The organism is Pseudomonas prosekii (assembly GCF_900105155.1).
In the GTDB taxonomy this organism is placed as follows: Bacteria; Pseudomonadota; Gammaproteobacteria; order Pseudomonadales; family Pseudomonadaceae; genus Aquipseudomonas; species Aquipseudomonas prosekii.
The window spans coordinates 351,134-373,593 of record NZ_LT629762.1 but is presented as its reverse complement, the minus strand read 5'-3'; the positions used below and the strand labels follow the sequence as shown (position 1 = coordinate 373,593).

At 59.2% G+C, this 22,460-nt stretch carries 14 protein-coding genes; 8 read left to right on the top strand and 6 right to left on the bottom strand.

Annotated features, from left to right (window positions below; all coding sequences use genetic code 11):
* Positions 1 to 42: 42 nt before the first annotated feature.
* The 6 genes from ggt to BLU01_RS01690 all read left to right on the top strand — a co-directional run bounded on the left by ggt (position 43) and on the right by BLU01_RS01690 (position 6,131).
* Positions 43 to 1,770 (top strand): gamma-glutamyltransferase, encoded by a 1,728-nt coding sequence (gene ggt / locus BLU01_RS01715; protein ID WP_092269968.1) that lies wholly within the window; start codon positions 43 to 45, stop codon positions 1,768 to 1,770.
* An 80-nt stretch (positions 1,771 to 1,850) separates the two neighbouring features.
* Entirely contained in the window at positions 1,851 to 2,426 is a 576-nt protein-coding gene (locus BLU01_RS01710) for a cysteine hydrolase family protein (RefSeq protein ID WP_092269965.1), read from the top strand.
* A 94-nt stretch (positions 2,427 to 2,520) separates the two neighbouring features.
* Positions 2,521 to 3,141 carry a YajG family lipoprotein gene (locus tag BLU01_RS01705; protein ID WP_092269962.1) on the top strand — a complete coding sequence of 207 codons (621 nt, stop codon included), beginning with the start codon at positions 2,521 to 2,523 and terminating at the stop codon, positions 3,139 to 3,141.
* A 501-nt stretch (positions 3,142 to 3,642) separates the two neighbouring features.
* Positions 3,643 to 4,011 (top strand): DUF6124 family protein, encoded by a 369-nt coding sequence (locus BLU01_RS01700; RefSeq protein ID WP_092269959.1) that lies wholly within the window; start codon positions 3,643 to 3,645, stop codon positions 4,009 to 4,011.
* A 116-nt stretch (positions 4,012 to 4,127) separates the two neighbouring features.
* A complete protein-coding gene (locus BLU01_RS01695) occupies positions 4,128 to 4,586 on the top strand; it encodes a GNAT family N-acetyltransferase (RefSeq protein ID WP_092269956.1) in 459 nt (152 codons plus the stop codon).
* 99 nt (positions 4,587 to 4,685) lie between these two features.
* On the top strand, positions 4,686 to 6,131 hold the full coding sequence (locus BLU01_RS01690) for a SulP family inorganic anion transporter (RefSeq protein WP_092269953.1): 1,446 nt from the start codon (positions 4,686 to 4,688) through the stop codon (positions 6,129 to 6,131).
* A gap of 21 nt (positions 6,132 to 6,152) precedes the next feature.
* On the opposite strand, the gene BLU01_RS01685 is transcribed toward BLU01_RS01690, so the two are convergent.
* The 5 genes from BLU01_RS01685 to BLU01_RS01665 form a co-directional block, all read right to left on the bottom strand.
* The gene (locus BLU01_RS01685; protein ID WP_092269950.1) at positions 6,153 to 7,181 is read right to left on the bottom strand and encodes a hypothetical protein; all 1,029 of its coding nucleotides are present in this window, start codon (positions 7,179 to 7,181) and stop codon (positions 6,153 to 6,155) included.
* The gene (locus BLU01_RS01680; protein WP_092269947.1) at positions 7,178 to 8,236 is read right to left on the bottom strand and encodes a hypothetical protein; all 1,059 of its coding nucleotides are present in this window, start codon (positions 8,234 to 8,236) and stop codon (positions 7,178 to 7,180) included. The genes BLU01_RS01685 and BLU01_RS01680 overlap by 4 nt, the downstream gene beginning before the upstream one ends.
* On the bottom strand, positions 8,233 to 13,617 hold the full coding sequence (locus BLU01_RS01675; RefSeq protein WP_092269944.1) for an AAA domain-containing protein: 5,385 nt from the start codon (positions 13,615 to 13,617) through the stop codon (positions 8,233 to 8,235). Before BLU01_RS01675 ends, BLU01_RS01680 begins: the two co-directional genes overlap by 4 nt.
* A gap of 106 nt (positions 13,618 to 13,723) precedes the next feature.
* Entirely contained in the window at positions 13,724 to 15,130 is a 1,407-nt protein-coding gene (locus BLU01_RS01670; protein WP_092269941.1) for a M15 family metallopeptidase, read from the bottom strand.
* Positions 15,131 to 15,159: 29 nt separating this feature from the next.
* Entirely contained in the window at positions 15,160 to 16,053 is an 894-nt protein-coding gene (locus BLU01_RS01665; RefSeq protein WP_197675578.1) for an AraC family transcriptional regulator, read from the bottom strand.
* 160 nt (positions 16,054 to 16,213) lie between these two features.
* Here BLU01_RS01665 and BLU01_RS01660 point away from each other — a divergent pair, with 160 nt between their 5' ends.
* Positions 16,214 to 16,957, top strand: coding sequence for an SDR family NAD(P)-dependent oxidoreductase (locus BLU01_RS01660; RefSeq protein ID WP_092269935.1), 744 nt, complete (start codon positions 16,214 to 16,216; stop codon positions 16,955 to 16,957).
* Here BLU01_RS01660 and BLU01_RS01655 read toward each other — a convergent pair.
* On the bottom strand, positions 16,954 to 17,469 hold the full coding sequence (locus BLU01_RS01655) for a GNAT family N-acetyltransferase (RefSeq protein ID WP_092269932.1): 516 nt from the start codon (positions 17,467 to 17,469) through the stop codon (positions 16,954 to 16,956). The genes BLU01_RS01660 and BLU01_RS01655 overlap by 4 nt on opposite strands.
* 188 nt (positions 17,470 to 17,657) lie before the next feature.
* Here BLU01_RS01655 and BLU01_RS01650 point away from each other — a divergent pair, with 188 nt between their 5' ends.
* Entirely contained in the window at positions 17,658 to 22,430 is a 4,773-nt protein-coding gene (locus BLU01_RS01650; RefSeq protein WP_092269929.1) for a DUF3320 domain-containing protein, read from the top strand.
* Positions 22,431 to 22,460 lie beyond the last annotated feature (30 nt).

Sequence of the window (22,460 nt, the reverse complement as noted above, 5' to 3'; positions counted from 1 at the left end):
CTGTTTTTGTACAGAGCCAGAAAAACAAAAAGAGACCGAATCATGAAGTTCGAACCTTTAGCCAAATCGCTGATTGCGACCTCCTTGGCGCTCAGCTGCCTCAGTGCTTACGCCGCTTCCGTGGCCCCGGTCGCCGCCGAAAACGGCATGGTGGTCACGGCACAACACTTGGCCACTCACGTCGGTGTCGATCAACTGAAAAATGGCGGCAACGCCGTGGACGCCGCCGTCGCGGTAGCCTACGCGCTGGCGGTGGTCTATCCCGCAGCGGGCAACCTGGGTGGCGGTGGTTTCATGACCATCCAACTGGCGGACGGGCGCAAGACCTTCCTCGACTTCCGCGAAAAAGCGCCGTTGGCGGCCACCGCGAACATGTACCTGGACAAGGACGGTAACGTCGTCCCCGAACTCAGCACCCGTGGCCACTTGGCCGTCGGCGTGCCCGGCACCGTGTCCGGCATGGAACTGGCGCTGAGCAAATATGGAACCAAACCGCGCAAGGAACTGATCGCCCCGGCAATCAAGTTCGCCGAAGAAGGCTTCGTGCTGGAGCAGGGCGACGTCGATCTGCTGGAAACCGCCACCGACGTGTTCAAGAAGGACATGCGCGATTCCGGTTCGATCTTCCTCAGCAACGGCGAGCCGATGCAGGTCGGGCAGAAACTGGTGCAGAAAGACCTCGGCAAAACCCTCCGCGAGATTTCCGAGAAGGGCGCCGATGGCTTCTATAAGGGCTGGGTGGCCGACGCCATCGTCACCTCCAGCCAGGCCAACAAAGGCATCATCACCCAAGCCGACCTCGACAAATACAAGACCCGCGAACTGGCGCCGGTGGAGTGCGACTATCGCGGTTATCACGTGGTTTCGGCGCCACCGCCAAGCTCCGGCGGGGTAGTGATCTGCCAGATCATGAACATCCTCGACGGCTACCCGATGAAAGACCTCGGTTACCACTCGGCGCAGGGCATGCATTACCAGATCGAAGCGATGCGCCACGCCTACGTCGACCGCAACAGCTACCTCGGCGACCCGGATTTCGTGAAAAATCCGATTGACCACCTGCTCGACAAAAACTACGCAACCAAGCTGCGCGCCGCCATTGATCCGCAAAAGGCCGGCGTCTCCCGCGAGATCAAACCCGGCGTCGCGCCGCACGAGGGCAGCAACACCACGCACTTCTCGATCGTCGACAAGTGGGGCAACGCGGTGTCGATGACCTACACCCTCAACGACTGGTTCGGCGCAGGCGTCATGGCCAGCAAAACCGGGGTCATCCTCAACGACGAAATGGACGACTTCACGTCGAAAATCGGCGTGCCGAACATGTACGGCCTGGTGCAGGGCGAGGCCAATGCCATCGCGCCGGGCAAAGCGCCGCTGTCGTCGATGAGCCCGACCATCGTCACCAAGGACGGCAAAGTGGTGATGGTGGTCGGCACGCCCGGTGGCAGTCGGATCATCACCGCGACGTTGCTGACCATCCTCAACGTGATCGACTACGGGATGAACATCCAGGAAGCCGTCGATGCGCCGCGTTTCCACCAACAATGGCTGCCCGAAGAGACCAATCTGGAGACCTTCACCACCAGCCCCGACACAGTGAAAATGCTCGAAAGCTGGGGCCACAAATTCGCCGGGCCGCAGGACGCCAACCACGTCGCGGCGATCCTCATCGGCGCGCCGTCGCTGGACGGCAAACCGGTGGGCAAAAACCGCTATTACGGCGCCAACGATCCGCGCCGCAATACCGGGTTGTCGCTGGGTTACTGACAGCGTAAAAAGGGGACGGATCTATTTCCGCTCGGTTTATCTCCGTCCCCTGTATTGCCGACTATCAAGGAAGGACCCTCATGACCACCGCACTGCTGATCATCGACGTACAGCACGCTTTGTGCACCGGCGAATACCAATGCTTCGACATCGAACGCGTCATCGACAATATCAATAACCTCAGTGCGAAGGCGCGCGACGCCGGAATCCCGGTAGTCCTGATCCAGCACGAAGAGAAGGGTGATTTGTTGCAACACGGCTCCGAAGGCTGGCAACTGGCGCAAACCCTGAACACTTCCGAGCACGACCTGCGGGTGCGCAAAACCACCCGTGATTCGTTTTACCGGACGCATCTGCAAGCCTTGCTGCAAGACCAAGGCACTGACCGATTGATCATCTGCGGCCTGCAAACCGACTACTGCGTCAACGCCACCGTGCGCCAGGCGCTGAACCTGAGCTACGACGTGGTCCTCGCCGCCGACGCGCATTCGACCGTCGACAACGGCAACCTTGCTGCTGAAGACATCATCGCCGAACACAACGCCGACCTCGCGCGCCTGACCGGCCCGGTCGCGCGAATCGATGTGCTGCCGAGCGCCGAAATCCGCGTCTCAAGCGCTGATTTTTATCAAAAAAACACCCGTGGCGACTCATGAATGTCGCCACGCGGCCGATTCCTTGTGGTCGCGCTGGGGGCAAAACCGCTTTGCCTGCCAGTAACGTGGACTGATCACAATGAACGGAGTCGTCATGAAACACCTGAAACTCGCCTGCCTGCTGCTCGCAACCACCGCATTGTTTGGCTGCGCCACCAGTCGCTCGGTCGTGGACATTGCCACGCCTCCCGTCGCCAACGGCAACGGCCAGAAAGTCTTCATCAGCGTGCTGGACGAGCGCCGCTTCGAACTCAAGCCGCAAGTCCCGGAAATTCCGTCGCTCAAAGAAGGCGAAATCACCGACAAAAGCATCACCGAACGCGCCATCGCCCGTAAACGCAACGGCTACGGCATGGGCCTGGGCGACGTATTGCTGCCGGAAGGCACCAAAGTCAGCGACCTGATCGCCAAAAGCATCGCCACCGCCTACGGCCAGGCCGGTTATCGCGTAGTGCCAAGCAGCGAAAAAACCGTCGACACCCAAGCGATCACCGTGCACGTCATCGAATTCTGGTCATGGATGTCGCCAGGCTTCCTGACCGTCGGCGTCAACAACAAAGTGCACCTGAAAGTCGACACCGGCACCTCGGCAGCACCCATCGAAATCCACGGCCAGAACCGCGAAGGCGTGCAAGCCGTGACCGATAACGACTGGAAAGAAAGCACCGAACAAGCGCTGAAAACCATCACGGACACCATGGCTAAAAATCTGTAAAGCCACGCGTTAAACGAAAACGGGCGCCCGCAAGGCGCCCGTTTTCTTTGGGAATCTCAAAACCCAAGATTTGCCAAATCCCCCTGTGGGAGCGAGCTTGCTCGCGATGGCGTCAGGTCTGGCAACCCGCAATAAACATGTTTAACGATGGGTGTTTAACGACACTCTCTGTAACGTCCTGAAGGCTACAAAACCTTGTGCCTTTGCCTACAGCTAAGACAGAATCCGCCGGCTTGTGGGTCTTTCGGGCGGGCTATATCGTTTTCCGGTCACTGCAAAACAGTGATCGGGTTTGGTAGCCCGCTTCGAAATTCTGACATGTAACACCTTATGCAGTCCTCTTCCCGGGACTCAGCTCTATAGGGTGGGCATGCGTGGGGCTCCTCGTGAGCGCCGGGTTTCTAGTTTTCGAACGGTCTACCAACCCACGTATGCCCGCCACCCTTCGTTTGGTAGCGAAAGTGGCGGCTCCTTAATATTCGAAAATTAGTGAGTCTTTCCATGTTCAAAGTAACCCCGAATCCACCGCACACCGATCCAGTACCCTACGACGCCACTTTTGATCTCGACCCCGAAAAAATCAAAGTGGCCGCCGACCGCGCGCTCAAGATTTATCTGAACCCCGGGGCGACGAAAGCGCAGATAGCGCCCCGCAAACCCAGCAACATTTTTGCCATCGATGCAGCGGCGGACGACGAGACCTTACTCGTCGATGCATGCGACGCGCTGGCGTCCGCCAGCAGCATCGTCAACGACCTTGTCGGCCTGGCCGACAACCCGCGACGCCAAACATTGCTGGTGCTGCAACGGGTCATCACGATGGGCGAGTTAGCGGTCAATCGCGTACTGGATAACCACAAGCCCGGCTAATCACCCGGCACCCAAGTGAGAGGCATCGCGCCTCTCACTTGCGCAAAATCACCTCGCAACAGCTTGCCGGCCGCCAGCTATGCTGATTTTTCCTCAAACTGCACGGAAACATCGCCATGGCCCTCCACGTGCAACGCGCCGACGCCAGCCACCTCGCCCAAGTCGCCAAACTGTTCGACGCCTACCGCGGCTTCTACGGCCAACCCACCAACCTGCAACAATCCCAGGATTTCATCGCCGAACGCCTCGCGCAGAATGAATCGGCGATCTTCCTCGCCCTCGACGAAAACGCCGAGGCGCTGGGTTTCGTCCAGCTCTACCCATCGTTTTCCTCCATCGACGCTTTCCGCACCTGGCTGCTCAGCGACCTCTTCACCGACCCCGCCGCCCGCGGCCGCGGAGTTGGCACCTTGCTGATGAACACCGCCCGCGACTTCGCCCTGTCCACTGGCGCAAAAGGCCTGGTGCTGGAAACCGCGACAGACAACGTTGACGCCCAACGTTTGTATGAATCACTGGGCTACGTGCGCGACACCGGTTATTACACCTATTGCCTGGATTTGAAGCGGGGTTGAGACCACTGGCCCAACCGCCGTCAATTCCGTAACATCCGCAACCCTCTTTTCCCGCAACTCCCAGCGGCCAGCTCCTCCGGCCCGTTTTCCAGGTAAGTCATGAAACCACAACGTCTGCGCGCCGATGCCTTGGCCGGGCTCACTACTTCTTTTGCGTTGCTGCCCGAGTGCATTGCATTCGCCCTGGTCGCGCACCTCAATCCGTTGATGGGCCTGTACGGCGCTTTCATCATTTGCACGTTGACCGCGTTGTTCGGCGGGCGGCCGGGCATGGTGTCTGGCGCGGCGGGGTCGATGGCGGTGGTGATTGTTGCGTTGGTGGTGCAGCACGGCGTGCAGTATTTGCTGGCGACGGTGTTGCTCGGCGGGTTGATCATGATGGCGTTCGGGCTGTTGCGGCTCGGCAAACTGGTGCGCATGGTGCCGCATCCGGTGATGCTCGGGTTCGTCAACGGCCTGGCGATCATCATTGCGCTGGCGCAACTGGAGCATTTCAAAAGTGGTGAGAATTGGCTCAGCGGTTCGCCGCTGTACTTGATGATCGGCCTGGTGGCGCTGACCATGGCCATCGTCTATGTACTGCCGCGCCTGACGCGTGCAGTGCCGCCGGCGCTGGTGGCGATTCTCGGTGTTGGCCTGGCGGTGTACCTGCTTGGGCTGCCGACCCGCACATTGGGCGACATGGCGCACATTGCCGGCGGCTTGCCGACCTTGGCGTTGCCGGACATCCCGTGGACTTTCGAAACACTGCGCATCGTCGCCCCTTACGCGATTTTGATGGCGCTGGTCGGCCTGCTGGAAACGTTGCTGACGCTGAACCTTACCGACGAAATCACCGAGAGCCGTGGCTACCCGGACCGCGAGTGCGTGGCGCTGGGCGCGGCGAACATGGTTTCGGGCGTGTTCGGTGGCATGGGCGGTTGCGCGATGATCGGCCAGACCGTGATCAACCTCAGTTCCGGTGGTCGCGGTCGGCTGTCGGGGGTGATCGCCGGGGTGATGATTTTGCTGTTCGTGTTGTTCCTGTCACCGCTGATCGAGCGTATTCCGCTGGCCGCGCTGGTCGGCGTGATGTTCGTGGTTTCGCAACAAACCTTTGCCTGGGCGTCGTTGCGGGTGATCAACAAAGTGCCGCTCAACGATGTGCTGGTGATCATCGCCGTAACCACCATCACCGTATTCACCGACCTCGCCACCGCCGTGCTCTGCGGCATCATCATCGCCGCGCTCAACTTCGCCTGGCAGCAGGCCCGCGAGCTGTACGCCGACACCTATGTCGAGAACGACGGCAGCAAACTCTATCGCCTGCACGGCACCTTGTTTTTCGCCTCGACCGCGCCGTTTCTCAACCAGTTCGACCCGGCCAACGACCCGGCGCACGTGACGCTGGATTGCCGCCACTTGAGCTTCGTCGATTATTCGGCGATCGCTGCGCTGAAGACCTTGCGCGAACGCTACGACAAGGCCGGCAAACACCTGCGGGTGTTTCACTTGTCGGAGCGTTGCAAGCAAATGCTCAAACGCGCGGGTGTGCGGCACGATTGAGTCCGCTGGGTTGCAGGTGATTCAGGACCGGCAGATCACCTGCGTCACCCAGCGATCCATCGTTCGCGAGCGCAGCCACACGTGGATCGCCGCTGTGCCCAGCTCATCGGGCTCGGCATCAAAGGCAACCAGTGCGATCCCCGCGTCGATGGCCCGGCCCATCACCAACCCATCCTTTACTAACGTCGCGCGCCCGTCAGAGAACACTTGATAGCAGCCGTCGAGTGTCGACACATACCGCTCGCCTTGAAAACCGGTAATGCCCAACGGCTCGGCGGGCAGTGAGGCGAGAGGGCGGAGTACATCGCCCTCACTGGCAATCACTGAGCCGCCCGCGACGATCGCCCATAAATCGTTGTTCAGTCCTTGGGCCGCGCTGACGACGTTAACGAACGGTGCGGCTTCCTGTGGCCAAGGCCCTTGCAGCGGTGACCATTGGCCGCGCTGCTCGCGATGCAGCACTGTGCCGCCATAACCCACGGCAAACACACCTTGGTCGGTGGCGACGATGTCGTTGATGCCGCCCAATTTTCCTGGCTGATGGCCGTCATCTTCCAGCACGGCCATCGCGCCTTCGAGGCGATACAGGCGTCGGCTGAAGGTGCCGATCAGCAAATCTTCGTTGTACCAGAGCAGGCAGCCGGCTAACTCTGCTGCAGGCTGGCCTTGAAGTTCGAACCTCAGCCGGCGCTGAAACCATTGGCTGGATTGCTGCAGATGCGGGTGCGGCTCGATGCTTGTCCAGCCATCGTTGGTGGCCACCGGGCTGTTGGTGATGAGTTGGTCGTTGACCGTGATTGCCCAGACAAACCCTTTGGCATCGCCGGCCAGCGCCTGAATGGCTTCAGGCACCCAGACTTGCAGTTGCGCATTGAATTGCTCGCCCTCAAGCGTGGCGCTGATGATCCACGATGACTTGCGGCCCTCGCTATCGGTTGAATGCACGCTGAACCACGGATTCGCGCCAACCATCGTCAGGCTCGCGAGCTGGTACTGCGGGCTCGGCGTTGGCGCTTCGGTGGTGTTCAGGTTGTCGTCAATTTCGGTCATGTTGGGCTCGACGTGTTGGGCACAGGCTGTTGAGTGACGGTGGGCGGGATGTCGCTGAACAACGGCAAGACGTAGTCCTTGTTCATGTTGATGGAGGCGTAGAACTCCAGAGCGTCGATCATCAGCACCGTCGCCACGGCTTTACCGATCAATTGGCGTTCGGGCCAAGTCATGAAACCCGCTTGAGCCAAGGCAAAACCCTTGACGGCGTATTGCTCGAAATGCTCGCCACTGCCCAGATGCGTGTCGTGAATGGCGATGTCCACCGACAGATCGGCCATCGTATAAATGTCGGTCATCCATTCAAAGACGTATTCCATGTACTGACCCAACGTGGGGTTATCCTGGTTGCCTTGCGCTATTTCTATCTTCTTTTTGGCCTCGTTTTGCGCGTTGGTGGCGAACCTGTGCTGCGAACCTTCGTTCTGCGAGTCCTGCAGCCATGTAGCGTAGCTACCCGCTTTCGTCGCCGAATTGTTGCGTGTACAACTGCCGCGCAACACTTGATCGGGAATCAGATGGTCGGCGTCATAGCCAATCAAAGGTTCGTCATAAGGTCGTTGTTGGTCTTTTGCTTTGCTCCTGCGTCGCCCGGCGGCGGTTTTGGCTTTTTGCATGGTCTTGTAGCTGCCACAGTCGGTGGGCATGCGCAGCAGCGCGCGAACCTTGGTTTTGGTGACATCGTCGATGACATCTGTGCGCCAGTTCAACGCAACGATGTCCTTGGCCAACGCGACCATTTCCACCACTTCCTGTCGTACCACTTCCTCCGGCAACGGGTAGGCGGCCCTGATCACCGATGGGCGAAAATCCATTGCAGTGGAGCCCGACGCCAGTAAGCGGCTAATCGCGCCACGTGCCTCGCGTTCGCTGAGTTTGTGCCCGTCGGTGCGTGGATATGTCACGCCGCCGACGTCGAACGCTTCGACATAGGTGTTGGCATGTGCCTGATGCGCGGCGGCAAATGTCGCTATTGCCACGGGATCATTGGGCGCGAGCACTACCGCATCGTAGGCTGCACGCACATCTTTCATCGCCGAAAAAGCGTCAGTCATTCGTCAGCTCCCGGCGCCGTTTGCAAAGCTTGGCCTTGCAGCAGGCCCTCGATGTGCGCGCCGAATGTCGAAGGGCGGCCCAGCCCGTGGGCTTCCATCCATGCCAGCAGTCGATCCACAGTGGGTTCCAGTAATGAGCGCGTGCGGATAGCGTTATCGATGACCTGCACCAGCAGAGTCGGAGGTGGCGTTTGCCGGACCAGTAGTTGCTCGATGTCGGCATCACCCCAGTGTTTGAGCTGCTGTTGCAGACCTTCAGGATCGATATCGAACCAGCCACGGTAGTCTCCGGGTACGGCGGTGATGACTTCGAGACCGATTTCCACGGGGCGCACGGTCTCTTTGTCAGGCCAACTCAGCGGATAGATACGGCGCGTGGTGTGCACCGAACCGTCGCGCAGCACCGAGGCCAACGCCAATTTTTGCATCAAGTCATACAGCTGTTTTTGCGCTTCGCTGTAAAGCGCCATGGATTCGTGGTCGCGATCGATGTCGATGGACAACGGCACCAGCGCGCCGTGAGCACCGTCGCGTGAACCTGCATCCTGATTGTCCTGCGGCGGCGAAACGACTCTGTCGGGCTCCTCTGTTTTGCGCTCGCTTGCCCGCAAATCTGCAGTGGTTTCAGTACTGCGCAGCGGCGCGACACTCACGGCGTGCCAGGCACTGCGGGCAACTTGAGGTTGCTCGTCGAACATGCGGATTTCGACTTTTTCGCGATCAATCGTCGGGCCATCAGGCAGGCGGATGTCCAGGTCGAAGTAGCGATGCGCGCGCTGCCCGTCGAAACGCGCGGCCCAGGTGCGCAGGAACGTTTGGTAGTCCTCGGGTTGCGCATCCGGGCACTGCGAAAGTTCGCCCAGCGCCTGGTCCAGTTGCCTGAGCAGCGCGTGGGCGCTGATGGTTTTCAGCTCGCTTGAGCGCAATTTCCTGGCCCGCGCCTTGCCGTAGGTGCTGAGCACGAAGCGGCCGTCCGCGTTCAATGTCGCCCAGGCGTCTGTGTTGCCGGGCGCAGGCAGCGGATCGAGCGTATCGGGCGACGCAGGTTTTTTTTCATACAAGCCCTGGAGCACGCGTTGGGTATGCGAGGGCAGCCAACCGAAGCGCTTGAATGCTTCCTGTAAAACTCGGTTGGTGCCGATGTCATCGGCGGGGGCGAGGGCACGGGTTTGGTGTTCCACCAGGCAGGGCTCAGGCCCGACCTGTGCATCGGCCAACGCTTTCAGGAGTTTTTTTGTGGCGCCTCGGTGATCGCTGCCCCAGTAATTCCAGTGTCCACCGGCACGGCTGAGCATCAGGCGTGCAGGGGTTGGCTGGCCGTCGACGAGCAATTTCACGGCGATGCCAAACCGTCCTTCCGGCGCACCTGGGTCGTCGCCGTAACCGGCCAAGGCGCGCAACAACGGTCCTTTGACCCGTCCGCCACGGGGTAGGCCAAGCCCCCCATAGACCGTGCCGATCAGATTGTCCAGCACGCGCATGGCGAGGGCACCGTAGGCCAGGCCCATGTTCAACGCTTTGAGCGCACTCGCGGCGCGGCTGTTGTTGTCAGCTCCGCTCAACTCGGTGAGCTGGCCGTGATCGATTGCGCGTTGCAGTTCCGGTGCGGTCAGGGCATGAAAACGTACGCGCCGCACGCGTTTGACGTGGGCGAACCACGGCGCTTCCTGAAGCACTTGCAACAAGTGCCAGGCAATCGCCTCGCCTTGCGCATCGTCATCAGTGCCGAGTATCAATTCATCACATTGCAGCAGCCGGTTCGCGGCGCGTTGCAATGGCAACTGGAGGTTTTCGCCCTCGCGGCCGCTCAGCAGCCAATGCGGTTTGAGACCATCTTCAAGACTGATCGCCCCCGCGCCGGCCAACTCGCGAATGTGTCCGCCGCAGCCGAATACCTGGGTGTCATCGTTCAATAACGCCTGGATGATTCCAGCCTTGTGCGCCGACTCGACGATCATCAGCGTCGTCGGCCCGAGCTTGCGCGCCGGATGGCGCGGTGCACCGGTAAGGGCTTCGTGCGCCGCTTCGCGCACACCGGCCAGGCAGCGACCGACGATGGCGGAAGGCAAATCGTTGTTCGGGTTCAGCGCCTGATGGGAAAAGAACAGGTCCGAATGCCCGAACAGGATGAAGCTTTTTTGTGCGCGGCTGATCGCCACGTTCAGCAATCGGCCATCGTCGCGATCGATGAAGACCCGTTCGCGATGATTGTCGGCAGTTCGCTTGATCGCGAGGCTGTCCTTGTTGACAGCGCTGAACAGCACAACAGGCTTCTCGGCGCCCTGCAGGGTGTGCACGGTGCCGACAGTCATGCGCTCGCTCAGGCCGGGGTCGTCGCCATCGAGGTGTTTTTTTATCGACTCTTTGATCGCCTTGGCTTGCCCACGAAAGGGTGTGACGATGGCGACCAGACTCGCCAGATCCGCTGATTCACCGGGGCGACCTGCGGCGCGGGCGGTCCATTTGGCGAGTTGGCGTCCCTGGGTTTGCAACCAGCGAACGATGGCCTCGACTTCGCCGGGGTTGGACCAGGATTCCTGCTTGACCGGTTCGTCGTTGGTCCCGCCGGTCTGGTAGAACGCCAGTGGCGGCAGCGGGAATGTGTCTTTCATTTGCTCCAGCAAATGCCTTTCCTGCTCGGCATCGAGCAGCGCAATATCGGCGTCGGCGAGGTCGCCGGGCCGAGGGTCGGGAATTACCGGGATCAACTCGCGTTCAATCAACGCCCCGCGAAGATCGCGGTCGTGATCGTGGTAAAGCAAATCGATGCACACGTTAATGATCGATCGCGCGCAGCGGTAGTGCTCGCGCAGCAGCAAACCGTCGCGAATCTTGCCATTGGGCGCCAGCTCCGCACGCGATGCGCCGGTGGCGGCGAGTTTCATGATCGAACCGGTGGCCACGTCCGCGCCGCGCGCCTGCAATTGCGCGAGCACGCTGGCGGCGTTGCTCCAACGATCGGCGACGTTGCGCGCGTCTACCTCTTCGGTCACCGCAGAAACAGGGGCGAGTTGCTTCATGTCCCCGACGATCACCGCTTTGTGCGCCAGGCTCAACACGGGCACGCCGAGCTCCGGCGCAGCCTGACCCGCCTCATCGATGATCAGCAAATCGAGAAAATCGAACAACGGTTGGTCGTTTTCCTTGAGCAAGCGTGGTGCGCTGTGCAGGGTCGAGACGATGCATGGAAACAACATCGCCAGGCTGCGCAGCTGTTCTGTGCGGGAGCGTCCGGCAGTAGTTTGCAATGACGCGAGAAGCCAGCGCGCCTCCCAATATCGGGCGGCGAGATGGAAGGCAACGGGGCGCCAGACGACGTCAACCAACTTGTGCCGCACGGTGTCTTTTTGTTGGTCATCGTCGCTGTTTTGCAACTCCTGCAACCCGGCGAGAGCCCATTTGGTGGTCCAGTGGCCGGAAGGCAAATCCTGTTTGAGCTCGTTGGCCGAGTATCGCGAGGATCGCAGCACCTGGTTTTGCCGATCGACCGCCGCCACCAGACCACCGCGCAGAATCTGCGTCAATGTCGTCAAGTGGTGCGCTACTTCATTGATCGACGGCTTGGGTGTGGCATTCGTGTTGGCCGATGACTGGTTTTTATCAAGACTCTTGAAAGCATTCATCACCTTGCGCAGTTGTCCGGTGATTGAACCCACCTGGATTTTCTGCTCGGCGGTAAACAACAGTTCGGTCAGCGGTTTTTGGTCGGTGCGGAACAGCAGATCGTCAAAACACTTGGCCCAGTGAAATGCATCGTCGGGCGTGGCAATGTGGGAAAACCCCTCAGGCACTCCCACGCCTTTGAGCAGCAAATCCTTTTCCGGGTTTTTGCCGATTTCGATCACCGTGAACAACGGCAGGTGCTTGTTGATTTTCCCGGACGACGGCGCGCTCGCGGTAAACCCCAGCAATGCGTCTGCCGCGTTGCGTTTGAGCCAGCGTCGGGCGTAGGGGTGACTATCACTCACGGCGCCGTCGAAGGTGCCCATCACGTTTTCAACGCTTTGGTTGGTTGCGCCGCACACCAGCGTCACCGGGCATTCGGGCTTGTCGTCGAGCGCGGCGAGCACCCACTGATTGGCGATCATCGCGCGCAACATTGCGGTTTTGCCGGTGCCCGGTGGACCGCTGACGGCAATGATCCCGGTGTCGTCGCCAAGCTCGATGAGGTTGTGCAATGCGCGGCGCTGCGAAGGATTGAGCGGGTCGGCAGTGCGTTCCAGGTCGGGCGAGCCGACCTTGGCTTTGTCGACCATCGCCACATGACGGGCGACGCTCGCCGCTACTGGTTGCGCCCGAGGGTCAACCACGATTGTTTGCTGGTCGGCGCCGATCAACTGCCCAAGCGCGCCGAGGGTGTCGGTAGCCGAGCGGGTTTGCAGCGCCTTGTACACCGAGTTCAGCGCGAGGGTGGCGTACCCCGGATTACGCTCGACCGCAATCCATTGGGTTACCCCCAGTGCGGTCAGGCCTGAGGCCTCGCCTTCTTGCTGCAGGTCTTTACAGAACATTTCGCAGGCTTTGGCGTAGGCGGAAAAGGTCACGCTGCCATCGACTTCGCGAAAAAATTTGCCCAGCGCTTTTTGGTAGTCGTCGTAATGGCCAATGGCGTTGGGCAAATCTTTCGAGGCGCTCAGGGGTTGTGGCTCCAGCCACTGACGGACGAACCGGGGCCAGCGATCCAGCTCGTTGCGAGGCAGACACACCGCGCCGTTGGTATCGAGCTCAAATGGAAACCACGCGACGATGTTGAGTTTCAGCGGATTCAGTTTGGGCTTGTCGCTTCCGGGCGGTTTCGCTCGCTTGGGATCGGGCCACGTTGCCCGGACAGGATCTTTTTTGACTTTATGCAGCACCAACGCCATCGGAATGCGCAGGTCCTGCGGCGCCGCTTCGGCTTCTTGATCGGCGCCGTCGGCCGAGTCAGGGAGCGCGATGGAGTCCGAGCCTGTTGCTGGTTCGGCCGAGGCTGCTTTTGATTTGCGGGCCTTTTCTACTGCGCGCGTGGTCAGGAAAGCCAGCGCAGCGGTGGGGACATCCCCGTAGCCAATTTCGTATTTGGCGTGATCATTCCAGAAGAACTTTTTTTGCGGCATCCGGACATCTGCGGTGCGCATGCTTTCGACATCGTCGCTGATCAGGACTTTGTGCCAGTAATCGAGAATTTCCTGGCGCGCCGGCAGGGCGGCGACGGTGCGACTGGTGGGGGCGCAGGCCTCTTCAATTTCATCTGCGTCCTCCTGCTCATCCTGCTCATCCTGCTCATCCTGCTCATCCTGCTCGTCGAGTTCATCGAGCTCATCCAGACCTTCCTGGCTGCCAGACGCCAAAGGTTGCTCGAGGTTGCGCAGTTGCCACCACTCTTTCATACGCCAGGACATCGATCCCACTCCATAAACAACAAGCCCTTCGTTCCGTGATCAGAACGAAGGATTGGTCCGTCGAAAGCTCCAATGATGGCTCAATGATGCTAGTGACACAACGTTGTCAAAGCGATGGAAGATTCCAGTCTTCGCGCAACTGCGCATATTCCGCCTCCGGCAACTGAATCAACAACGGCTGCTGACGCGGGTCCAGCCAGGCGAACAGTTGCTGGATATTCGCCGGCTCCATCGCTGTACAGCCCAACGTTCCCGAGTCCGGCGCACGCCAGATGTGGAAGAAAATGCACGAGCCGGCACCCGCAGCCGCCGGGGTGTTGTGTTCAATGAAGATGCCTTTGCGGTACATGTCGTCCTTGCGGCGCATGGTTTCCGAGCTGTTCCAGTCTTTGCTCACCGTCGCGCCATCGACCAACTCGTTGTAGCGCTCGGACTTGCCGTCGTCGACGCATTCCACGGTCGGGCTCAGCGGCAGGTAAGGCAGGCGGGTGTCGGCGCGGTTGTCGTAACCGAACGCGGTGCCGAGTTTGAAGATCCCGGCGGGTGCCTTGCCGTCGCCTTCGCGTTTGACCGGTCCCGCAAGACGCTCGACCACGGTCAACCCTTTACCCCACGCCAATCCGCTTTTGCCGAGCACCACGGCGAACGGCTCGCCAGTTTTTTCAAAGGTTTTGCCGTGGCGCTGGTAGCGCTGCGCGGTGCCTTGGATGTCGGTCCAGTTTTTGCTGGTGACGACGATCAACTGCTGGCTGCTTTCCAGCGCCAACGGCGTGATCGGGAAATTCATCACCTCTGTTAACGCTGGATTGCCGTTGTAGCTGAAGTGCCACCATTCCTTCGAATAACCGACAAAGCCTTCTTTTTCCATGGCCGCCGTGAGCCGCAGGCGATTGGCTTTGGCGGTCGCGTTGATCGCCGAGTTGGCGGTGTGTGCGCGCTCGTCGAAGCAATCAAAACCGCTGCCCATGTCGAGCCCGCCATCCTGCCAGCGCTGACCGTATGGCGCGGTGCAATCGACCTGCTTCGCCCGCGGCATGCCGACGGCGGCGGGCAGGGCGCCCGGGCCGGTCAAGGTCAGATCGACGGTGCTGCCCTTGGAATGGCCCGACACCCGCGCCACATAACCCAATTTCCAGAAGTCCTGTTTATTCACGCGCGGATAGAATTCGGCTTTGGTTGGATCGCCCGGCAACGTCGCGAATCGGCCCATGTCAGCGACGGCGCGGCTCGGGCGATAGCAATCGAACACTTTCAAACCGTAGCCTTGCGCTCGCAATGTGCTTTGCACGCGGGCCAGCGCCTTGGCTGCGTCTTCGGCCAACAGGCACTCGGGCGCCTCGTAACCGTCGAGCGCGTGGCCGGTGAAATTGTGCGCCGTGGCGTAGCGAATATCCTGCTCGATGCTTGGGGCGATCGAGCGCACGTACACCATGTGTTCGGGCCGCGGTTCGGCGCCGGCCAGGCACGGCGCGATCAGGCACAGGGCGGCGATTGTCTTGTGCAAAGTGGGCATCCATTGCCTCCGGTGGGTAGTGAAGATGTTCAACGCGGCGCACCTCGGACATTGGCCATGATCCGCGCGGCATCTCGCGCCGGTGGCAAACCAAATACCCGAGCGTAGTCGCGACTGAATTGGGTGGCGCTTTCGTAACCGACGTCCAGCGCCGCGCTGGTGACGCTGTGGGCGTTGGCCACCAGCAGTGTTCGCGCGTGCAGCAGCCGCACGCGCTTTTGATATTGCAACGGGCTGAAGTTGGTCACGGCTTTGAAATGACGGTGAAACGCTGAAACGCTCATGGCCGCTTTCTGCGCCAGAGCCTCGACCCGCAGCGGCTCGTTGAAGTCGCGGCGAATCCACTGAATCGCCAGGCTCACGCGGGCCATTGCCGAATCCGGCGCGGCGATCTCGCGCAGCATGCCGCCGTGCGGGCCTTGCAACACACGGTAAAGAATCTCGCGTTCATACACCGGAGCCAGCGCGGCAATGTCCGCCGGCCGCTGCATCAAGCGCAGCATGCGCACCCAGGCGTCCATCAGCTCGGGCGTGACCGCCGCCACCGAGAAACCGCAGTCCTTTTCCTGACCACCGGCAGTCCCCGGAAGGTCGGCCAGCAGATTGGCGACTACGCTTGGGTCGAGCGTCAGGCTGACCGCCAGATAAGGTTCGCCGGTCGCCGCCGGGTGCACCTGACCCACGGCGGGCAGTTCGATGGACATCACAAAGTAGGTCGCCGGGTCGTAGCGCAGCGTGCGGTCGCCGACGGTCATCGATTTACTGCCCTGCAGGATCAGGTTGATCATCGGGTCGTAAACCGCCGCCAATTGGTGTTCCGGGATCGCGCCCTGAACCATCGCCACGCGCGGAATACCGGTCTCGGTGCGGCGGTTTTCAGCCTTGGCGGCCAAGGATCGAAGCTCATCTAGTTGACTGTTCATGGGGCGACATCTGATCCCATGCCAAACGGCGGCGCAAGCAAAAAGCAGAAACAGGCAGTTTTCGAGTAGAAACGGCTGCGCTCGTCAACCGTTCAATCGCTACCGTGGTGACTCACCTCATTCACCCCTGATCCACCCCCAATCCACATCGGAGCAACCCATGAACATCATCATCATCACCGGCGGCAGCCGCGGCATCGGCGCCGCCACCGCGCAATTGTGTGCAAAACGCGGCATGGGCGTGATCCTCACGTACAAGAGCAATCCGCAAGCGGCGCAGTCAGTTGTCACGCAAATCAACGCCGACGGCGGCCAAGCGCTGGCGCTGGAATTGAACGTAAGCGATGTCGGCACGTTCGGCGGGTTTGCCGAGATGGTTAAACAGGCGCTGCAAACGACGTGGCAGAAAACTACCCTGCGCGGCCTCGTCAACAATGCCGGCCACGGTCTGTTCAACCCGATTGAAACCGTCAGCGAGGCGCAATTCGATGGTCTGATGAACGTCCACCTCAAAGGCCCGTTCTTCCTTACCCAAGCGCTGTTGCCGCTGCTGGAAGAGGGCGCAAGCATCGTCAACCTGACCAGCGCCACCAGCCGGGTGGCCACCGCCGGCGTCGCACCTTACGCCGCCGCCAAGGGTGGCCTCGAAGTGCTGACGCGCTACATGGCCAAGGAATTCGGCGACCGGCGAATTCGCGCGAATGCGGTTTCCCCCGGCGCGATTCGCACCGAACTGGGCGGCGGCCTCAACGACGAATTCGAAGCGCTGCTGGCCGGGCAAACCGCACTCGGCCGGGTCGGCGAAGTGGACGACGTCGCGCGCGTCATCGCCACGCTGCTGTCCGACGACAGCGGCTGGATCAACGCGCAGAGCATCGACGTGTCCGGCGGCTACATGATCTAAGGCCGATCCGCCCGATAAACCAGACTCTGCGCTTGCCCCGGCACATCATCCAGCAGCTCGATGCGCTGCATGCCGAGCTTCTCCAGCACGCCGATGGACGCCTGATGATTGGGCCTCACCAGCGCAAACACCTGCTCGGCGTCGAGCTCGGCGAAGGCAAATTCCAGCGCCGCACGTCCCAACTCGGTGGCAAAACCCTTGCCCCACGCGGCGGTCGCAAAGCGATAACCGAGGTTCAGACGCGGCTCGGTGAGGTAGTTGTACCGCGCAACACCGCCGAAACCAATCACCTGATCCGGCGCCTCACGCCTGGCAATCGCCCATTGCCCATAGCCGTGATCACGCCAGTGCGTGAGCCAGCCATGCAACAGGGTTTGCGCCTGATGAAGCTCGTTCAACGGCCCGGCAGGGTTGAACTGATTGGTCGCCGGGTCACCGTAGATTGCGAACAGGCGTGGCAAGTCGTCGGCGGTGGGCGGCCGTAAAATCAGGCGCTCGGTGGTTCGGTTCATGGGTGGGCAGTTCCTATCAATACGATGGGCGGTCAGCATTTGTAGTTTCAGTGAAAATAAAGTTTACAGATCCCATTAGTACGTTGTGATAGCGCTGATCGTCGTTCATGATCCGAAAGCGCCGCCGTTGAGTGATGGCCATATGGTCTCATCGTCTTCAGTCTCGATCACGTTTCAAGAGAGTCATCATGAGTTCAGGGATTAGTCAAAAGCTGCAGGGTAGCCGCAAGGAACTGCTCGATATCGGCCTTCGAAACACCATGTTGAATTTTCGTCCGTCAGCCAGGACATTAGCGGTGGTGGATGAGCTGTCCGAATCGGTGTTCGACTTGCTTTATCGGCAAGAGAAGACGATGACTTTTTCTCCGAAAGCGCCTCAGAGAATGGTGACTTTGGCGAGATTCGAGCTGCCGGATGATGATGACGCCGAGGACGCGGCCACTGACGAGTTGCTGTTGCAAGAGCTCGCAGGTTTGCGCGAGTCGTATGCTGCCAACAATGAAGTGGACGATACGGGCCGAGCTCGCAAGCATTCGGATACTCGGTTGCAGACAGTTCTGGAAGAAGAACGGCTTTTCCTGCAACTACTGAAGATGCACGCCGAGGCCCGCGCTTTTGTAGAGGAGCAAGGGGTCAATACGCTGTTTCTGGCGCTTGGATTCCTTCATTGGTACGAAGCCGATAGCTCAGACAATTTGAGAAAGGCTCCCTTGATGTTGTTGCCGGTGACCTTGGAGCGAGGCGGTGCAAAGGACGCCTTCAAACTGAAGTATTCCGGCGATGAGTTGATGCCGAACTTGTCATTGATTGCCAAGCTCAAGACTGATTTCGGCCTTGATCTGGCAGTGTGCGAGTTCAGTGAAGAGCGCTTTGAAACTACCGACGGCAGCCTCGGCAGCTTCTATACAGAAGTCGGCGAGCTGATCGGTAAGCAGCCGCGCTGGAAAGTGTCGGCAAATGAGGCGGCTCTCGGATTCTTCTCGTTTGGCAAGTTCCTGATGTTCAAGGATCTGGATCCCAAGAGCTGGCCGCAAGACCAGCAACCCGATGCCCACCCGGTAATCAATCGACTTCTTGGCTCCGGTTTTGGTGATCAGCGTCCGGCTTATGCCGAGGATATAAACATCGACTCGGTGCTTCAGCCAGGTGAAGTACGATTCGTCAAGGATGCCGACAGTAGCCAGACTGAAGCGATTCTAGAGGTGCGCGAGGGCGCCAACCTGGTTATTCAGGGGCCTCCAGGTACTGGTAAGTCGCAGACCATTACCAACATCATCGCTGAATTGATTGCCCAGAAAAAAACCGTGTTGTTCGTGGCTGAAAAAATGGCGGCTTTGGAAGTGGTTAAACGTCGACTCGACGAGTGCCACTTGGGCGATGCCGTTCTGGAGTTGCACAGTCACAAGTCCACCAAAATATCGGTGCTCAAAGAGCTGGGGCGTACGCTTGACCAAGGTCGTCCGGTCACTAAAGTGGGCGAAGATGACCTCGCCAATCTGGCGCAGTTGCAAGGCAACTTGAACCAATACTGCGCGGCAGTCAGTGCGCATGTTGGTTCCAGCGGAATGGATTTTGTCGAGGTGTTGGGGCGTTACTTAAGACTTCAACGAGACTACGGCGCATTGCCAACTATCGCCTTCGCACCGATGGCGTCATGGACTCAAACTGACCAGCGAAAACGCCGCGAACTGGTTGAGGAACTGGCACTTCATCTTAAGGAGATGGGGCGTGCGGACCTGAATCCGTTTTGGGGTAGTAAACGGACCTATTTTTCTCCCATCGAACAGAACGCTGCTAACGATGCGCTGCTGCGGGCAAGTGGGCATCTTGCGGCACTTGATGCAGCGGCCAAGGCGCTCTCTTCGCGATTGATGTTGACCCAACCGGCAACTCTCGCGGATGTTGCCGTTATTTGCCGCGCCGCCAAGCGGGCGGCCGAGGCGCCTCGTCTGCAAGGCGTGGAACTGAGTACCGGAGACTGGCAGTTACGTCGCGATGCGATTCGCGAGTTACTTGATGCCGGTCAGCGCATGAGTACGTGCAAGTCCAGCCATGGCAGCCAGTTGATTGAAGCCGCTTGGGAGCAGGATTTGTTGGAAGTCCGCCAGAACTTGCTTGCCTATGGTGACAAGTGGTGGAAAGTATTTTCGGGGCGTTATCGCGCTACCAAAGCTCGTTTGCAAGGACTTGCACAAGGTGCGCTGCCGAGCACTAACGCCGAGCAACTCACACTGGTCGATTCCGTTCTGAGTTATCAGCAAAGCCAAAAAATCTACAACCAGCACGAGGCCTTGGGCAGTGCTCTCTTTGGTGCGCAATGGCAGCGTCAACAGTCCGACTGGGCAGTGCTGGAGCGCGTCAGTGCCTGGGTTGTACAACTTTATGAAGATTTGGGTAATGGCCACGTTCCTGAAGGAATTATTGCGTTCCTGGCGGGGCACACCGACGCCAGTGGTCTTGGGGAAACGGTGAGTGACATTGAGGAACATCTGGCCGGCCTTGCTCAATCTTTGCAGACGGGCCTTGAGGTCATCGAAATGCAAGATGACACGGCGCAAACTCTGCAAAGCCTTGATCTTTCTGCTCTCGGTACCCGCTTACAGTTGTGGCAATCCAGTTTAGGTGCGCTTTATCAATTAGCTCGCCTCAATGTGCTGTCGGGCGAGATGCATCAGGCCCAATTGGGCGAGTTGTTAAGCATCGCTCTGCGAAGCGAAAATCCTGATCAAATACCCGCGATTCTCGACTTCTCATGGTATTCGGGGCTGGTGCAGAAAGCCTATGCCGAGAAACCAGCCCTGCAGCAGTTCGATAGGATCAAACACGAACATCAGATTGCCCGGTTCAAGTCACTTGATGGAGCCTCGTTGAATCATGCCCAGACCTATCTGGCACGTCAGGTCTGGGAGAGCATGCCTAATCTGAGCCAGCCGGGTGAAATGGCATTTCTGCGCGCAGAGCTGAATAAGAAGCGCCGCCATGTTCCTATACGCAAACTCATCGAAAATGCTGGTCGGGCGATCCAGCAGATCAAACCTGTATTCATGATGAGTCCAATGTCCATCGCCAACTTTCTTCCGCCGGGCAAGTTGGCGTTTGATGTCGTGGTATTCGACGAGGCATCCCAAGTTAAGGCGGTTGATGCCTTCGGTGCGATCCTGCGCGGCAAACAAGTGGTGGTAGTGGGTGATACCCGCCAGATGCCGCCGAGCGATTTGTTCAGCAGGGACATCGCGCCTGATGACGAAAACGACGTCACCGCGGACATCGAAAGTATCCTCAGCATGTTCAAGGCTGCAGGTAGCCAAGAGCGTTACTTGCGCTGGCACTATCGGAGCCGGCACGAATCACTTATCGCGGTCTCCAACGTGGAGTTCTACGAAAGCAAACTGGTGGTGTTTCCCTCCGCTGGCCAGCATGTCCACGCGAAAGGTGTGACCTTCGATTACTTGCCGCAAGCCCTCTATGATCGTGGGCGCACGCGGACCAACAAGGATGAAGCCAAAGCGGTCGCTCTTGCAGTAATGAAACACGCCTTGGAGACGCCGGAGCTTTCGTTGGGTGTGGCCGCATTCAGCGTTCCCCAACGTGACCTGATCAACGTTGAAGTTGAACTGTTGCGACGTAATACTCCGCAAGCCGAGGTTTTCTTCACGGCGCAGGGCGGTGAACCGTTCTTTGTAAAAAACCTTGAAAATATTCAGGGGGATGAACGCGACGTCATTTTCATCAGCATCGGTTATGGCCGCAACGAATCCGGGCGTATTGCCCGTGATTTCGGTTTGCTCAATAAAGACGGCGGGCATCGCAGGCTCAACGTTCTTATTACGCGAGCCAAATTGGCGATGCGCGTGTTTTGTAACTTCCGAGGCGATGAACTGGAGGTTGATGCAACCGCAAAACATGGCGTCCGTGCTCTGAAAAACTTCCTCAAGTACGCGGAAACGGGCGAATTGGAAGTCGCTAAGGAAACCGGAAAGGCTACAGACTCACCTTTTGAGGACGAGGTAATCCGCTCGTTGCGCGATCTTGGCTATTTGGTCGAGCCGCAAGTAGGTACTGCAGGTTATTTCATCGATCTTGCCGTGAAGGATCCCGAGTTCCCGGGTCGATACGTACTGGCAGTCGAGTGCGATGGCGCTGCTTACCACAGCTCTCGATCTGCTCGCGATCGCGACCGTTTGCGTCAAGGAGTGCTTGAAGGGCTGGGTTGGAACTTTCATCGCATCTGGAGCACCGATTGGTTTCGTAACCCGCAACAGGAAATCATTCGGACAGTGGCAGCAATTGATGCGGCGCGTGAGCGGATCACTACCCGCCGCAGTGCTTCTTCAATCAATGAAGTAGTGATTGAATCTCTGCACGAAATTGTACGTGACGACAATGTGTCTGATGTCGCGCCAATTGCCAGCCTGCCTTACGAAAAGGCTCGGCTGGCCGCAGTGACCAATCATGTGGAATTGCATCAGCACCAGACTGAACAACTGCTGCAACTCATACGTAGGGTCGTCGAAGTTGAGTCTCCCGTGCACACAGTTGAAGTTACCCGTCGGCTGATGGAGGCATTCGGCGTAACGCGCCAAGGCACGAGAATTACTACCGCTGTGGAGAACGCCATTGGCTTGGGCATCAGACAGCGGCACTTCGCACGTCGGGGCGAGTTTCTTCATCCAGTCGAGTACCGGCCTGTAGTCATCCGCAGTCGGGCACACATGGAATCCGCCGAGCGCAAACTTGAGTGGGTCGCTCCTGAAGAACTTGATCAGGCACTCATGGAAATCATTACTTCTGGATTTTCCATGAGTCCTGACGATGCAATATCCGGCGCGCTCCGGCTCCTCGGTTTTGGTCGCGCCACGGCTAAAGTCACTGCGCTTTTGGAAGAACAAATCGATCAGTTGACTCGCAACGGGCGGCTGGAACTCAGAGAGGGCCGATTGATGGTGACCAGTTCAGTTTGAAGGGCGCGGTTGGCGCCGGGTAGCAGCTGG

Excerpts from the sequence above, each read along its gene's own strand:
- BLU01_RS01650 (WP_092269929.1), top strand. The coding sequence starts at position 17,658 with ATGAGTTCAGGGATTAGTCAAAAGCTGCAGGGTAGCCGCAAGGAACTG.
- ggt (WP_092269968.1), top strand. The coding sequence starts at position 43 with ATGAAGTTCGAACCTTTAGCCAAATCGCTGATTGCGACCTCCTTGGCG.
- BLU01_RS01695 (WP_092269956.1), top strand. The coding sequence starts at position 4,128 with ATGGCCCTCCACGTGCAACGCGCCGACGCCAGCCACCTCGCCCAAGTC.
- BLU01_RS01700 (WP_092269959.1), top strand. The coding sequence starts at position 3,643 with ATGTTCAAAGTAACCCCGAATCCACCGCACACCGATCCAGTACCCTAC.
- BLU01_RS01655 (WP_092269932.1), bottom strand. The coding sequence starts at position 17,469 with ATGAACCGAACCACCGAGCGCCTGATTTTACGGCCGCCCACCGCCGAC.
- BLU01_RS01705 (WP_092269962.1), top strand. The coding sequence starts at position 2,521 with ATGAAACACCTGAAACTCGCCTGCCTGCTGCTCGCAACCACCGCATTG.
- BLU01_RS01710 (WP_092269965.1), top strand. The coding sequence starts at position 1,851 with ATGACCACCGCACTGCTGATCATCGACGTACAGCACGCTTTGTGCACC.
- BLU01_RS01665 (WP_197675578.1), bottom strand. The coding sequence starts at position 16,053 with ATGAACAGTCAACTAGATGAGCTTCGATCCTTGGCCGCCAAGGCTGAA.
- BLU01_RS01675 (WP_092269944.1), bottom strand. The coding sequence starts at position 13,617 with ATGTCCTGGCGTATGAAAGAGTGGTGGCAACTGCGCAACCTCGAGCAA.
- BLU01_RS01660 (WP_092269935.1), top strand. The coding sequence starts at position 16,214 with ATGAACATCATCATCATCACCGGCGGCAGCCGCGGCATCGGCGCCGCC.
- BLU01_RS01690 (WP_092269953.1), top strand. The coding sequence starts at position 4,686 with ATGAAACCACAACGTCTGCGCGCCGATGCCTTGGCCGGGCTCACTACT.
- BLU01_RS01685 (WP_092269950.1), bottom strand. The coding sequence starts at position 7,181 with ATGACCGAAATTGACGACAACCTGAACACCACCGAAGCGCCAACGCCG.
- BLU01_RS01670 (WP_092269941.1), bottom strand. The coding sequence starts at position 15,130 with ATGCCCACTTTGCACAAGACAATCGCCGCCCTGTGCCTGATCGCGCCG.
- BLU01_RS01680 (WP_092269947.1), bottom strand. The coding sequence starts at position 8,236 with ATGACTGACGCTTTTTCGGCGATGAAAGATGTGCGTGCAGCCTACGAT.